Origin of the sequence: Paenibacillus sp. FSL R5-0887 (assembly GCF_038002305.1) — a bacterium.
GTDB lineage: Bacteria > Bacillota > Bacilli > Paenibacillales > Paenibacillaceae > Paenibacillus_AQ > Paenibacillus_AQ odorifer.
Genome location: NZ_JBBOCE010000002.1, coordinates 577,957 through 593,086, shown reverse-complemented (window position 1 = coordinate 593,086; position 15,130 = coordinate 577,957). Strand labels below are relative to the sequence as shown.

At 42.8% G+C, this 15,130-nt stretch carries 14 protein-coding genes and 1 pseudogene; 10 read left to right on the top strand and 5 right to left on the bottom strand.

Annotation, left to right across the window (positions count from 1 at the left end; translation table 11 throughout):
* Positions 1–22: 22 nt before the first annotated feature.
* Complete coding sequence (locus MKY14_RS20455) at positions 23–475, top strand: IDEAL domain-containing protein (RefSeq protein WP_076125508.1); 453 nt, start codon at positions 23–25, stop codon at positions 473–475.
* A gap of 93 nt (positions 476–568) precedes the next feature.
* On the opposite strand, the gene hemH is transcribed toward MKY14_RS20455, so the two are convergent.
* Positions 569–1,582, bottom strand: a complete 1,014-nt coding sequence (gene hemH / locus MKY14_RS20450; RefSeq protein WP_175617361.1) for a ferrochelatase — start codon at positions 1,580–1,582, stop codon at positions 569–571.
* Between the two features lie 449 nt (positions 1,583–2,031).
* On the opposite strand from hemH, the gene MKY14_RS20445 reads away from it, so the two are divergent.
* Complete coding sequence (locus MKY14_RS20445; protein ID WP_076185392.1) at positions 2,032–4,329, top strand: FMN-binding protein; 2,298 nt, start codon at positions 2,032–2,034, stop codon at positions 4,327–4,329.
* A gap of 197 nt (positions 4,330–4,526) precedes the next feature.
* A complete protein-coding gene (locus tag MKY14_RS20440; protein ID WP_036680004.1) occupies positions 4,527–5,483 on the top strand; it encodes a 3'-5' exoribonuclease YhaM family protein in 957 nt (318 codons plus the stop codon).
* A 70-nt stretch (positions 5,484–5,553) separates the two neighbouring features.
* On the opposite strand, the gene MKY14_RS20435 is transcribed toward MKY14_RS20440, so the two are convergent.
* The gene (locus MKY14_RS20435; RefSeq protein ID WP_076125424.1) at positions 5,554–6,210 is read right to left on the bottom strand and encodes a 3'-5' exonuclease; all 657 of its coding nucleotides are present in this window, start codon (positions 6,208–6,210) and stop codon (positions 5,554–5,556) included.
* Positions 6,211–6,321: 111 nt separating this feature from the next.
* On the opposite strand from MKY14_RS20435, the pseudogene MKY14_RS20430 reads away from it, so the two are divergent.
* The 4 genes and pseudogenes from MKY14_RS20430 to MKY14_RS20415 all read left to right on the top strand — a co-directional run.
* Positions 6,322–6,837: pseudogene (locus MKY14_RS20430) on the top strand (TerD family protein); the annotation flags it as partial.
* Between the two features lie 111 nt (positions 6,838–6,948).
* Positions 6,949–7,620 (top strand): vWA domain-containing protein, encoded by a 672-nt coding sequence (locus tag MKY14_RS20425; protein WP_248547966.1) that lies wholly within the window; start codon positions 6,949–6,951, stop codon positions 7,618–7,620.
* Positions 7,621–7,803: 183 nt separating this feature from the next.
* Positions 7,804–8,421 carry a DNA-3-methyladenine glycosylase family protein gene (locus MKY14_RS20420; RefSeq protein ID WP_076309623.1) on the top strand — a complete coding sequence of 206 codons (618 nt, stop codon included), beginning with the start codon at positions 7,804–7,806 and terminating at the stop codon, positions 8,419–8,421.
* Between the two features lie 22 nt (positions 8,422–8,443).
* Positions 8,444–9,154, top strand: a complete 711-nt coding sequence (locus MKY14_RS20415) for a DNA alkylation repair protein (RefSeq protein WP_076185389.1) — start codon at positions 8,444–8,446, stop codon at positions 9,152–9,154.
* A gap of 28 nt (positions 9,155–9,182) precedes the next feature.
* Here MKY14_RS20415 and MKY14_RS20410 read toward each other — a convergent pair whose 3' ends face one another.
* Positions 9,183–9,875, bottom strand: coding sequence for a PspA/IM30 family protein (locus MKY14_RS20410; protein WP_340977202.1), 693 nt, complete (start codon positions 9,873–9,875; stop codon positions 9,183–9,185).
* 59 nt (positions 9,876–9,934) lie between these two features.
* Entirely contained in the window at positions 9,935–10,153 is a 219-nt protein-coding gene (locus MKY14_RS20405) for a PspC domain-containing protein (protein WP_038569266.1), read from the bottom strand.
* A gap of 286 nt (positions 10,154–10,439) precedes the next feature.
* Between MKY14_RS20405 and MKY14_RS20400 the strand changes: the two genes are divergently transcribed.
* Positions 10,440–10,853, top strand: a complete 414-nt coding sequence (locus MKY14_RS20400; RefSeq protein WP_036679993.1) for a zinc ribbon domain-containing protein — start codon at positions 10,440–10,442, stop codon at positions 10,851–10,853.
* A gap of 292 nt (positions 10,854–11,145) precedes the next feature.
* Here the strand turns inward: MKY14_RS20400 and MKY14_RS20395 are convergent, their stop codons facing one another.
* Positions 11,146–12,249 carry a GerAB/ArcD/ProY family transporter gene (locus MKY14_RS20395; protein ID WP_340393534.1) on the bottom strand — a complete coding sequence of 368 codons (1,104 nt, stop codon included), beginning with the start codon at positions 12,247–12,249 and terminating at the stop codon, positions 11,146–11,148.
* 145 nt (positions 12,250–12,394) lie between these two features.
* On the opposite strand from MKY14_RS20395, the gene MKY14_RS20390 reads away from it, so the two are divergent.
* Both MKY14_RS20390 and MKY14_RS20385 read left to right on the top strand, forming a co-directional pair.
* Positions 12,395–13,909: a spore germination protein gene (locus MKY14_RS20390; RefSeq protein WP_076282262.1), complete on the top strand. Its 1,515-nt coding sequence runs from the start codon at positions 12,395–12,397 to the stop codon at positions 13,907–13,909.
* Positions 13,906–15,129, top strand: coding sequence for a Ger(x)C family spore germination protein (locus MKY14_RS20385; protein ID WP_076125410.1), 1,224 nt, complete (start codon positions 13,906–13,908; stop codon positions 15,127–15,129). The genes MKY14_RS20390 and MKY14_RS20385 overlap by 4 nt, the downstream gene beginning before the upstream one ends.
* Position 15,130 lies beyond the last annotated feature (1 nt).

The window sequence follows — 15,130 nt, the reverse complement described above, 5'->3', positions numbered from 1 at the left end:
GAGGGACGAGGTGCATGGAGAGATGATCAGACTAGAAACGCAAGATATTTTGAATATTAGCATGAAGCAAATTGCTACTATTTTTAAGATGAAGCCGCTTGAACTGAGATTTGTCACCGATTTTCAGGGTGAGAAATATCTCTTAACTAATGATAAGTTACACCTCAACAACCAGCAATATTGGGCAAAGGTTATGGAATGTGTCTTTGATGATCATGTTAGACCTGTGTTAATGTGTGAGGTATTATATTTCCTTCGTAATGAATTTCTGGAAAGTGACATTAAGTTATGTTTTTCTTATGATTACGCAGAGGATGGGAATGGCGCAGCTACAGCTACGGCTGAAGTATCCTTTAATGACTCAGCAGATTTACAGCCGAGTGAGATTGCCGAGCTGATTGATTTTGCGTTGACCTTGCAGGACAAGCAGTGGTTCCATGAACTGACTACGAAATATAAGCAGCTTACAGCATAAGTATCCTTTCGATTCTTCATGCTTAACAATTGATATAGATAACCGTCTTGTCTGCAACAGAAATGATCTGTGGACAAGACGGTTTTTTTTGATTTACCATCCTTGGGCGTTTTTTTCTACATGTTCAGCCAAAAAATCAAGCCAATCCTCATGGTCATTCAAACAGGGGATTGCCATAAATTCCTCTGCTTGTCCTCCACCAGCCTCGAATTGTTCTCGTCCTTCTATGGCTAGCTCATGCAGCGTTTCCAGACAATCGGTCACAAGACCCGGTGAAAAAATCAGAGGCTTACGTATTCCTCGTCCGGCAAGCTCTCCCAGAACATCCGCAGTAGAGGGTCCTACCCATTCTTCTCGTCCGAAACGTGATTGAAAACTAAGCTGCCAGCGTTCGGGCTCCCAATTCATAGCAGAAGCAAGAAGATGCGCGGTTTCCATACATTGCTGCGGGTAGGGATCGCCGGTATCCGCATACCGTTTGGGAATCCCATGGAAGGTCAGTACAAAATAATCAGGTTCTTTGCTCAGAATCTCCATTTGACGCAGTAGGTGTGACTTCAAGGCTGAAATATAACCGGGCTCATTATAGTAGGCATCAATAAATCTTAGAGCCGGAATCAGACGTTTAGTTACAGGTCCAGTGGAGCTTTGGCGACCTAAGGCTGCAAAGCTGGCCTGATCGAATACGGACGCGGTAGTCGTGGACGAATATTGCGGAAACAGCGGCACAATGATAATTCGGGTAACTCCGGCGGTGTCGAATTTCGCCATCGCTTGCTCCATGCTGGGTTCGCTATAAGCCAATCCAAGCTCTACCTGATACCGTGGACCCAGCAGTTCTTGTAATCCAGATTGCTGAGCTAAAGAGTGAAAGAGCAATGGTGATCCTTCGGTTGTCCATATTTGACTGTACAGCTCAGCGGACCGGCGTGGACGTGAACGCAGAATGACACCTCGCAGCAAAGGCTGCCACAGCAGAGGAGAATAATCTATGATTCGGCGATCTGATAAAAAACGTTTCAGATAAGGCCGTACAGCTTTTGCAGTTGGTGCAGTAGGGGTGCCGATTTGGGCGAGTATAACTCCAATAGGTGGCTGTTTGCTCAAAGCACAGAACTCCTTTCCCATATAAGAGATCGTTCTAAAATAGCATAGCTAGCCTTGAATGCACAGTTATTGAGATCACTTTGCGCGTATAAATTAAATTTAATCGCAAATAGTGATGTTTCTTATAGGGTGTGTGATTTTCGATACAGAAGAACCGCAGAAAGGTCTGGTAGTATCAAACCAGAAATTGATGGAAAACGGGTGTAAGTGTTTTTATAGTAACTCATGTGAATTATTTCACCTTTTATACGCTTTGTGTTAAAAGGAAGAAATGAAATAGATTCAAGCTATTTTTTATTGAAAATCGAGCGTGTAAAGGCATGAGAGGGGGGATGAGTTCTTATGAAGAGAGAAGTTATGCTTCATAAGAAGAGAAGGGGCATCGTAGGAAAAAGGTTTGGTTAACAAAAAGCTACATATCACTGGGGTTTGGTAAAGGAGAATTTTCATTGAAAAAACTAATTTCTTTAACGGTTAGCGCGGCTATATTGTTAGCGCCGTTTGCTTACACACTTAATGTGCCTGCTGTAAACTTGAAGGTGGATGCAGTATCGGCAGCCTCCGAAGAAGCGGATGCACCGGCAGCAAAACCAACAGCAAAACCCACGGCAAAACCAGCAGCAACACCAAAAGCAACGGCAAAACCAGTAGCAACACCAAAGCCAACGGCAAAACCAACAGCAACGCCAAAGCCAACGGCAAAACCAACAGCAACACCAAAGGCAACAGCCAAACCAGCAGCAACCCCAAAAGCTACAGCAGCACCAGTAGCAACCCCAAAAGCAACCGCTGCACCAGCAGCGACAGTAGTACCGGCGGAAACTGTTAAGCCTGTGGCTACAGCAAAGCCTGTTACAGTTAATGAAAACGTATACCAAGATGGAGTTTACGTAGCTTATGGCGATGCATACTCCAAAGGCACGGAAGGTGCCAAGATCGAAATTAAAGATGGTAAAATTACTAGCATTGAGCTTTTGAGAACCAGTCCTAAGCTGATTGATAGAGATGCTCGTAACAATTATAGTGCTTTATGGCAAGCTTATGGATTGATGAAGGATAGATTGCTTGGCAAAACAAGAGATGGAGCAGCGGCAGTTGATGCTGTTTCGGGAGCTACCCGCTCCAGTAATGGCTGGAAATTGTCTGTAGATAGAGCGTTTGAAAGAGCTCTGACAGTGAAAGATACAAATGCCGTTTACTTTGATGGAGTTCATATGGGCGTAGATCCTACAGGTAAATATTCTGTATTCGCGACCTACGAATCCAACAAGCTTACAGATGTTAAAGTGTATCCTATGAACAGCGCTGGTGATTTCATTGAGGAGAAAGCTTACACAGCTGAGCAAGCGGCAGCGGTTGCAGCTATAGCTCCAGCCTTGCTGGCCAAAGGAACAGAGGCACAGCCTGTTGCAGGTCTTGAAGCCGACTTTATAGCAGCGATTAACGCTTTCTGGGATGCTGAGCAGAATGCAATAATCAACAATACATCTGCTTATGTAGACGGATTCTATTCCTCTTATGGTACGGCAAGAAGTGTTGGCGTTGAAAGAGCCGACATCGTGATTCGCAACGGTAAGTTGGTTGATGTGAAGCTGTTTAGACTTGGCAACAACCTGATTGACAGAGGGGCAACAGCTTATGCGGAAGTAGTAAAAGCAAATGCTCCTATGACAGCTAAGCTGCTAGCGAATGGTTCATATATCGCTAACTATGATGAAAAGGTTGACGGAATTTCCGGAGCTACGGAAAGCAGTCACAGCTGGAACCAAGCTGTAGAAAGAGCATTTGAGAAAGCGCTGAAGGTTCCTGCTGAAGGTCAATATTTTGACGGCAAATTTGCCGGAGTAGATAACCAATCAAAAGTACTGCTGCTAGTTGATGTTGATGCAGATGCGGTAACAGGCATTAAAGTAAGTCTGTTTGGAGCTGACGGCAAGCTGATTGCTGACGATAAACTGAGTGCAGAACAAAAAGGATGGGTAGCTACACTCACATCCGGGCTGTTAGAAAAAGGTGTGCAAATGGCCGATATTACAGGCCAAGAAGCATTGTCGGCAGCAGCTAAAGCAGCACTGACAGATGCTTTGAACAATGCATCCAAAGTCCAAGGAACCTATAAAGACGGAACCTTTACTGCATTTGGTGATGCTTATGATAAAGGAACGAACAGAGCGGACGTTACCCTGCGTAACGGCAAAATCGTAAATGTAGCCTTGTACCGTGTAGGAATGAACCTTGTAGATAGAGGGAACGCTGCTTATCCTGAGGTGGTAAAAGCAATTCCTCAGTTGACGGCTAGCTTCCTCGCAGCAGGGACTAGAGAAGGTGTGCAGGAAGTAGATGCTGTGTCTGGTGCAACCAGCAGCAGCGTGGCTTTGAAGACTGCGGTGGATAGAGCATACGGAAAAGCTGAGGTTGTAGAAGCTAATAAAGCGGCTTATTTCGATGGAATCTTCATTGGTGTAAGTGCCGATAAGCTTGTAAATGTTATGGTGAATGTAGAGTACGGTGTTCCTGTCAAAATGCTTGTTTATTATTTGGATAAAAACGGAAGTGTAAGAACAATCAATCAGTTAACGGACGCGGAGCTGGCAGTGAAAGGTGAAATCGAGTCGACATCGACCGGATACAGCCTGCACAAATATGGTTACCGTCCAGCAGCCTTCGGAAAAAATGATGCAGAGAAAGAAATATCCGCTAAAGCGGTAGAAGCTATTAAATCAGCGCTTGAATCGGCTGGTAAATAATTATCGTTTTATAATAAAAGGAGGATATTCCAGTGCCAGAATATGGCCGGGGAGTAGCCTCCTTTTTCAAATATTCTTGGCTTGTACATAAATATGAAAATAGATCGTATAGTGATTTAAAGGGATTTTGGAGGTGAGTGTCTAAAGTTTAATATAGAGAGCAGGCCAAAAGCCTGTTATTAATAGGAGGCTCCAACATGACACAAATTAAACAGCTCGCTCCACAAGATGAATTTGTTGGCTTTTATCTTTTAAGAGAGCTGGCAATTAAACAAACGAACGGCACTCCTCCAAAAGATTATTTTGACATCGTTCTGGGGGATTCCACTGGACAATTATCTGCGAAATATTGGGATGCCAGCACAACCGATAAAGAAACTTTTTTTCCTATGGCGCTTGTGAAGGTACGCGGGATTGCTCATACTTATCGTGAGAAATTACAAATAAAAATTACTAAAATCAGGTTGGTTAACGATGAGGATGGTGTTGCACTTACGGATTTCATCCGTTCTGCCCCAATTCGTCCAGTAGACCTTATTCATACGATTAAAGGGGTTATGGCAAGTATTTCAGATCCGGAAATTGCTTCGATTGTCTCTTTTTGTGTGGGTAAAGTGGAAGAGAAATTGATGCATTATCCGGCAGCCAAAACACATCATCATGCTTATTTTGCCGGACTTGCTTATCATATGGTGCGTATGCTGGAGATTGGTGATTTTCTGTGCAAGCAGCGTCCGTTCTTGAATCCAGATCTAATGAAGGCAGGAATCATTCTGCATGATATCGCGAAGCCGGAGGAGATGGTCTCCCAGCTTGGGATTGTCTCGGAATACAGCGTTCAGGGCAAGTTGATTGGCCATATCTCGATGGCGTCTAACTGGATCACGGAAGCGGCTATCCGTTTAGATATTGATTTGAATTCGGAAAAGGTTATGGCGTTACAGCATCTCGTATTGTCACATCATAATTTGGGCGAATGGGGTAGTCCTGTTCAGCCACAGACAGCTGAGGCAGTCGCTCTGCATCATATCGATGCGATGGATGCGAAGCTGCAAATGGTGGAGGATGCTTTGGATACCACACCGGAGACCGAGGAATGGACACCGTTCATCAGAGGTCTAGAGAATAAGGCTGTGTATCGTTTGAAGATTTAAGAGATACCCTGTAAAACCAAACCCCCAATCAGCAGAAAGGAGCTGGTTGGGGGTTTTTGATGTTCTTTGGTTATTTGGACAAAGTGGCGCGGCTGCTATAAATGGAGGGTTTATGTTTAGTGCCTTGTTTCTTAGCAGGCTTTTTCGCGCGAGTGGAAAATGGGGTATACCCGCCGGCAAACATCGTTCCGCTAGTATATCCTTGACTGGCAGAGAGCAATAGAGGATCATAGTGCTCCTCCTGCTCCATAAGTTTTACTAGAATTGCAGCGGCTGCGCGTGCGTCATCTAAGGCATCATGGTGCTTTAGCGTAATGCCGAAAAACTCGGAGACTACATTAAGTTTATGGGAGGGCAGGTCGGGCAGCATTTTTTTGCCTAATAAATAGGTACATAAGTATTGAAAGCTTGGGTAGCTCAGGGACATTCCATCGAGACAATAACGCAGGACACTCATATCAAAAGCAGCATTATGCGCCACGACGATTTGTCCGTGTAGTAACGGTTCAACGGTGGGCCACAGCTCTTGAAAAGTAGGTTGCCCGATTACCATTGATGGCGTGATGCCGTGTATCGAAATGTTCATGCCATCAAACCGCTGCTGCGGGTCAATTAGCCAAGAATGTTCTGCGGTTATATTTCCAGCTTTAACTTCCACAAGTCCCAAGGCACATGCACTGGATCGACTGGAGTTCGCGGTCTCAAAGTCAATTGCTATAAAGTCCATTCGTAAAGCTCCTTATCTATCATATATACGTTTCATATTAAAGTAGTAAAATGATAAATACAATCTAGTGAATCACAATGAGCTGTTCAGTAAAAATAAGGAGATGATAGAGTGCGGCTTATAAAGGGGCAAAAGGTGGATATTACGAAAGGGAGAAATGTGAACAAGCTTTTGCTGAAATTTGGGTGGATGACTGCTGATACTAGAATTGGCATAGACTCTGCTGCTTTTTTACTGTCAGAGCAGAACCGTTGCGAACGCGATGAGAACTTTATCTTTTATGGTAATCCGTTGTCTATAGACGAAGCTGTAACTCATTCTGTCTTACAACTAGGGGATAAAGAAGCTATCGCCATTACACTTTCTCGACTTCCTAAGGATATTACTAGAATAGCTTTAACTTTAACGATCTATGAAGGAGAAAAATTAGGACACTCTATGAAGCAAGTAACCTCTCCTTATCTACGCTTAGTGGATGCTGCTAGCGGTGAGGAATTATTCGTTTTCGAGTATGGCTCTGACCTGTCGACGGAGACAGCTATTGTGGTTGGAGAGCTATATCGCTATGGCCCAGAGTGGAAATTCAGTGCGATTGGTAGTGGCTTTGAGGGAGGATTGGCTGCGTTATGTACAAACTATGGGCTCGTTATTGAAGAAGACGAAGGGAACCCTGAGGTAGCGGCCACAGCTGAGTTATCCCTGCCTTTAGAGACGATCCGTTATGAAGAGAAGAATGTACTGTCCTCTATTGATTTACGTAAAAAAATTGTTCAGATTACCTTAGAAAAAAAGAATCTGACAGGAGTCATCGCAAGGGTAGGCGTTGTTCTGGATATTACAGGATCTATGAGAAATCTCTATAATAATGGAACCGTTCAAGAAGTAGTTGAGCGTATATTAGCCGTTGCCTGCAAATTTGATGATAACCAATCGTTAGATGTTTGGGTGTACGATACGGAGTTTAGCCGGCTGCCACCAGTGACAGAGCAGGAATTAGGAAGATATGTGTTTACACATATTTTAAATAATCGTACCATTCATAAGTTTGGCCGCAATAATGAACCGCCAGTAATGGAGGATATCATTAAAAAATATACGGAGGAAGAACCCGATTCTACACCAGTATTTATCATATTTATTAACGATGGTGGTGTAGTGAAATCCACTAAAAATGTGATTATGGCTGCTTCGGTCCAACCGATTTTCTGGCAGTTTGTCGGAATCGGTAACTCGGATTTTGAAGTATTGAAGCAACTTGATACGATGAAGGGCCGTTTGGTGGATAACGCCAATTTTATTCATCTGGACAACATTGAAAAGGTGACTGATGAAGATCTATATGATCAGCTGCTGAATGAATTCCCCTTGTGGCTAAGCGCAGCGAAAGAAAAAAGAATCCTGCGAACATAAAAATACATTACTGAAAATGAATAAGCCTGTGCGTTACTATAGGCCATAACCACCTATCTTAGGAGGTATTATGGCTTTTTTAGTTTCGCTATCTTGCTATTCTATTCAACAATCCGTACACTGCCAAATAGGTATTGTATATTAGGATTAGGGTCATCCCTATCAGATACGGGAGGAAACACTTTGAGCAGCGTAATTACTAAGTTTTTTGATTATGGGCAAGAAGACATAGATTATCTCCGAAGTGTGGATCCAGTACTTGGCGCAGCTATGGCACGGATGGGCAGAGTGGAACGTGTAATTATACCAGATCTTTTTACTGCGCTTATCTATGCTATAGTAGGACAGCTTATTTCAGTAAAAGCGGTTCGGACCATTTGGAACAGAATGTTGGCTCAGTTCGGAGACATCACTCCGCAGCAGTTAGCCTTACATACGGCGGATGAGATTCAAAGCTGTGGGATGACGATGAAAAAGGCACTATGTATCCATGAGATTTCCAATTTGGTCGCTCAGGGTGATTTTAAGCTGGAGGAATTGCCTGGGTTATCAGATCAAGAGGTTATACAAAAACTTATGACGTTAAAGGGCATTGGCAAGTGGACGGCAGAAATGATGTTAATCCATTCTATGGAACGACGGGATGTGGTCAGCTGGGGAGATATTGCGATTCGTCGGGGGATGAAGAAGCTGTATGGACTTGATAAGCTTACCAAAGATCAATTTGAACAATACCGGCTAAACTATTCTCCTTTGGGTTCTGTGGCTTCTATATATTTATGGGAAATTTCATTTGAATAATGGACGGGTAAGGAGTACTACTATGGAAAAAACAATAAGAGAACAGCTATTGAATTTGGCAGATGTGGACTACCAAAAGTTTTCTGCGGCCTTAATTCCGACGATAGATAATGTTATAGGCGTCAGGCTACCGGAACTGCGCAAGCTTGCCAAAATCATTGCAAAGGGTGATTGGAGAGCCTATTTGGAGCATGCCGAGACAGATTATTTTGAAGAAGTGATGCTGCAAGGTATGGTGCTTGGCTACGTGAAGACAGATCTTGAAGAAATCCTACGTTATATCGCTGACTTTATTCCCAGAATCGATAACTGGTCGGTATGCGATAGCTTTTGCACAGGCCTGAAGTTTACCGTAAAGAATAAAGAACGGGTATGGGAGTTTATAATGCCGTACTTATCATCAGATAAAGAATATGAGATCCGATTTGCTGTGGTAATGCTGCTTAATTTCTTTATTGAAGAAACGTATATCAGCCGGATTTTACCATTGCTCGATAAGGTCAGTCATGAAGGCTATTATGTAAAAATGGCGGTTTCTTGGGCGCTTTCGATTTGTTATGTGAAATTGCCAGAGCCTACGATGAGTTATTTGAGAAACAACAGCTTAGATGATTTCACTTACAACAAGGCTTTGCAGAAAATCACGGAGTCTTATCGCGTGGATCCGGAAACGAAAAAATGGATTCGCGGGATGAAAAGAAGTAAAAAACAAACCCCTTATTCAGCACAATAGCTGAGTAATAAGGGGTTTATTGTCCTATTTATTTTTTCTCAGTGTTTACTTCAGTGTTAGTTTTACGGTTGCGGATTCGCTCGATTTCGATGTCAACAGCGCTACGCAGGTTAGGATCGAGGGAAGGACTTATTCCTGTACCTGTATTGAATTTATTTTTGGAGTTTTCCGCCAATGCTTCCCACTCGAAAATCTTCTCTTCCATACGTTCGAAGCCTTGCGAAGCTGATCCTACATGTAGACCTTTCGTAGAACTACGTGGAGCTGAGTGGAGTGTTTCTGTGGCTTGTTGAGCGCGAGCGATAAGCTCAGTTCTTTTCGCTTTGAGATGTTCACGCTCTTCTTTAGCTCTAGCGATATTGATCTCAAGCTCTGCCAGGGATTGCTTAGTTTGTACTTGGCTATTTATGGACTCTTCCAGCTGTTCCACGTACCGTAACTTGGCTATGAGTGCCAGGCGAGCTCTTTCTTCATTTCCTTGCTCAACTGCTTGAACGGCTTCGGCTTCACTTTGCTCTACTAACTGAGTATATTCTTGCTTGCGGCGTTCCAACACACTTGCTGTAACTTGCAGATCACGCTCATTACGTTCCGCCTTAGCAATATCATTTTCAAGATCACGTAAATACTGACCTGTCAGCAATACCGGGTTTTCTAATTTGTTTAGACCTTCGTGTAGGGCTGCTTTAGTAATTGTGGAAATTCTTTTTAATAGACTCATGTTCTATCTCTCCTTTTTTATGGCTATATTAGGGCTGGCTTGTATTGAACGACGATTAATTAATAGAAATCATGTCCATCTGAAAAGCTGTTAAAAGGTTCTTTAGGAACGATGATACTAGCGATGACGTAGAAGATAAGTACAGTTCCGAAGCTGAACAATGCTGCGGCAACAGCAACAAGACGGATTACTGTAGCATCAATACCAGACCAACGAGCAAGACCTCCGCACAAACCACTTATCTTCTGATCACTTTGGGAACGATATAATTTTTTCATTTATTGTTTTCTTCCTCTCGTATGGGTGTGATTGTTATTGAATCCTGCAACCCGTTTGCTTATGTACTCATTCTAATGTCTTTTTGCATGCGAAAAAACGGCCTGGAGGCGGTTTTGTATACCAGACCTGAGTCGAGGTTCGTTCCCGCAGGAAGGCGGGGAAAGGGTTAGTAAATCGGTTATAGGCTACAAACCATGGACGAAGTTAGGTACAATAAAGAAAGGAATACTTCTGGCGGTGTCGAAATATGCTTATATATGACTACTACGGAATTGGGGGCTGAATATGAGTTTTTTTAACAAAGTAAAAGCAGGGGTAAGCGAGGCTGGGAATAAAGCAAAAACAGTGGTGGAGATTAACCGGTTGAAGCTGCAAAATAACGGTAAGCAAAATGATATTGACCAGCAGTATCAGGTCATGGGCAAACTGTTATTTGAAGCCGTAACTCAAGGTGCAGGACCACTGCCAAGTGAGCAAATCGAGACTAATATTAATCGTATTCTCGAATTGAAGGCGGAGATTGAGACGAACCTTCAGCAAATTGCTGAGTTGTCCGATGTAAAGCATTGCAAAGCATGTGGTGGGAATGTGGCGATCGAGGCACGCTTTTGTCCGGCCTGCGGATCCACTTTTGAAGTGGCAAAAGAACCTGTCAGTGATGTAACTCCATCGTCGATTTCTTTGGATAAGAAGGAATAGAGTTACTTCATACAAGAAACTTATGAACAAAGAGGCTGTCTTAAAAGTAGTGAATACTACTTATGAGGCAGCTTCTTTTTTAGTAAAAAGGCTATAAGCGGATTCTTGCTTTAGCCAATAGACTATGGGCTACGCACACAAAGTATTCTATGCCATTAGGTTGGGCGGCGGAATATTCACTTTGTGAATTTCAGGGAGAAATTCCCCAATTATTTTAGTGGAGCGTAATTAGATCATTAAGCGGGATTCGTATCTACAATCTTAATTTCACTTATTCACAATCTAGTGTCGTTTAAACCTTAGAAGCGTGGCGTTTCTTAAATTTATACACAACTAGCAACATAAGCGGCAGAACAAATGCACAGGTGAAATCCCAATCTACCCAGTAGGCGGGGATCTCCTTCACATAGAAAATGATGTCTTTGGCAATCAGCTGTGACATCCCGAATAACAAAAATCCAGTGGGGATGATCAGAGGACGGTGGCTTTTGAGTTTAAATAATTGGGCTGTACCTAAGGTTAAAGCATAGTAATAAACTGCAGTTTTGAAGTATGTGCTGATAATCCATGCTGTAGCCATAAGCGCTTCAATACGTTGCAGAGAATTAGCAATATTAATTTTTTGAGCAAGAATATAAGCGGCATAAAATTGATGTTCAGAAGCGTAAACACCTAGAACGGTAAGGGAAAACAATAAGATGAGGTTAAGGCCCAGAGCTCCGATGATCAAGGCTATGAAAATATCCCGGCTTGTTTTGCCATTTTTCTGAGCATAAGGATATATCATTAGAAACACGCACAATTCGCCAAAAGGATAAAAAACACCATACATCAAGGTATGAAGCATGTCCGGTACTGGTGTGTTCAAGATGGGGTATAAACGTTCCATTTTGACATCGGGGGTCAGCAGGAGCAGCAGACCGATTAAAAAAACTGCAAATAAAGGGAAAAAAAGCTGAGCTGCCCGGCCCAAGGTTTCTAGGCCAAGTCGTACCCCATATACCAGCAGGAAAATGGCCATGAAACGAATAACCCCACCGGGTGTTTTCTCGTAAATCTGTGTACACATGAAATCTTCAATTTCTCTTATGTAAGTGGCGGCGGCAATCAGGAAGAACACTAAATAGAACAAGGCTACAGCAGATCCGATCCATTTCCCTAAAATTTGTAGGCTAAGCTCGATAATATTCTTGTTCGGCTCAAGGTCTGCTAAGCAGAGTAGCAGTTTTATGGTCACTAGACCCAAGGGAATACTAATCAAAGCAGCAATCCATGCATCTTGTTTCGCTCCTGATATCATTAACGCCGGATACACAAGCGCCATATCCCCAATAAATGTGAAGAGCCCGAGTATAATCATTTGATTGGTACTAATTCGATCTTTCTCCAAACTCATATACCCCCTCAAATTTATTGGACTAGTTTTAGTATGGTTGTAGTTACCAGAATTATGCCATCCCGATTTTTTAATCCGAAGGAATAATTATCATAATTAACATCAAACTATACTCATCTATCTATGGAGAAGTGGAGGCTGCATCATGAAAGATACGGAGATTGGTACATTATCAAGCCGGTTGGAAGTTAATATTGCTAATTTGTACCAATTGATGGGGGAAAGCTCTGATGTAGTGATAAAAGAGTTGCAGATAGAAGAAAACACTCATATTTCTTTGGTTTACATAGATGGTCTTGTGGATACTCAGGTGCTGCATAATTCAATTTTGTATTCCTTGCAGGAACACATTCCTTATGAACAGCTGAGGGGGCTTTCTCCCGAGCAGAAGTTTGAGATGATTAAGAAACAGATATTAATAGCCGGCGATATAGCCGTCATTGACGATTACAGCCAATTTATTCATCATTTATTGTCCGGTAATATAATGCTGCTGCTTGACGGGTTATCCAGCGCTCTGCGGATCGGCTTACCAGGCTGGGAAGATCGTAATGTAGGGGAGCCTAGCTCACAGTCGGTTGTTCGGGGTCCAATGGAAGGATTCACTGAGAATTTACGGACGAATACGGCACTGGTTCGGCGAAAAATCAAAGATAGCCATTTATGGCTGGAAACCGTTCAGATCGGAAGGGTGACTCAAACCAGCGTATCCATTATGTATCTAAGTAACATCGCGAATAAGGAACTGGTGCAAGAGGTAAAGCGCCGTCTGAATAAAATAGATACGGACAGTATTCTCGAGAGTGGATATATTGAAGAGTTTATTCAAGAGACGGCAGTTACACCTTTTCCTACCGTATACAACAGTGATCGTCCAGATACGATTGCAGCGGGTATTTTGGAAGGAAAAGTGGCCATTCTTGTTGATGGAACTCCTTTTGTACTGTTGGTGCCCACATTTTTTGTGGCATTTTTCCAGTCAGCTGAGGATTATTACCAAAGGGCCGATATTGGAACATTGCTGAGATTAGTTCGTTTTATTTCATTTTTTATTACTTTGCTTGCCCCTTCATTGTATGTTGCGATTACTACCTATCACCAGGAGATGATACCGACCAATCTTGTAATCAGTTTAGCTGCCCAGCGGGAGAGTGTTCCTTTTCCTGCTTTTATTGAGGCACTGATCATGGAAATGACTTATGAAATTTTGCGGGAGGCCGGGGTGCGGATACCCAAAAATATTGGTCAGGCGATTTCCATTGTCGGAACGCTGGTGATAGGACAAGCCGCGGTAGCAGCGGGTTTTATTTCATCCGCAATGGTCATTATTGTATCGCTAACAGCCATTTCTAGTTTTGTTATTCCGGAGACAGGAATGTCTATTGCTGCGCGGATGATCCGTTTTGTGCTTATAGCTTTGGCCGGATTTATCGGATTATATGGAATTCTCTTCGGTATTTTCATCATCGTATTGCATTTGTCGAGTCTGCGTTCTTTCGGAATGCCTTATATGAGTCCGCTCGGACCGTATAATTCCAAAGATTTAAAAGACTCTATTTTTCGCTTTCCGTGGCCGTTTTTAAAGACAAGGCCTGCTGAGAATAAGACGCAGAACCTGTTTCGTCAAAGCACATCCAGTGATAAGGAACCAACAAAATGAATAAAAAATTAGTTAGAGGCGTTCTTCGATTAATGATAGCCCTCCAATTTACGTTAGTGCTAAGCGGCTGTTGGGAAAGAAATGAGCTGAATGAGATAGCTTTTGTCTTGGGGATAGGGATTGACAAGGCAGAAAAAGGTTATACCGTTTCGATGCAGGTCGTTATTCCATCTGCGATTTCCTCCCAAACGAATGGAGGAGGGGGAGGCAGTGGAGTCCCAGTGGTTGTATATAAATTTACTGTACCTACGTTTTATGATGCGCTGCGTAAGCTGAATCTGGATAGCTCTAGGTCAAGTTATCTCGGTCATATCCGGGTGTTGGTGATTGGGGAGGAGCTTGCCCGCACCGGAGTGGGTGAGATACTCGATGTATTTAAAAGAAGTCGGGAACCCCGGATGGATTTCTACGTTATGGTTGCCAGAGATACAACCGCTAGCAATGTCTTGAATGTCCTTACACCTATGGATAAATTACCAGCGAACAAATTATTTAGTTCCTTGGATAATTCTTATAAAGATTCAGCAAAAACAGTCGCTGTCACGCTGGATGATTTTATTGAGAATTTATTGTCTGAAGGCGAGAATCCTGTGCTAACCGGAGTGAAAATTATAGGCGATCCCAAAGATGGAGAGGACAAAAGCAATGTAGAGCGAACAATGCCTAAGGCAAGATTGGAATACCATACTGTAGCTGTGTTCAAAAAAGACAAGTTGATCGGTTGGCTAACCGAGGGAGAAACGATTGGTTACAATTATATCAACGATAAGGTAACCGCACATTCTGGCCCGATCGCAGGGGAAGACGGAAAGCCCATTGTAATCGAAGCGATCCAGGCTACAACTAAACGCAAAGTGAAAATCATTAATGGGGAGCCGCATATTTACCTTAGTGTTAAGACGCTTTGCAATATTGAAGAAGTGCAAAGTGTAGAAAATTTGGAATCGGAAAGTACTATAAAACGTTTGGAAAAGGAAACAGAGGAGCGGATTATAGAGCGGATGCAAAAAACTGTGGAGCATGTAAATGATCGTTTCAATGTTGATATTATGGGATTCGGACAATCGATCTACCATGCCAGCCCTAAAGCTTGGGCAAAGCTGCAGCAACAAAAGGGTGACGATTATCTTAAATCATTGCCCATCCATTACAAAGCCTCAGCAGTTATTAACCGCGTGGGTCTCACAGATAATTCTTTTCTTGAAAAAATCAAGGAGTGAA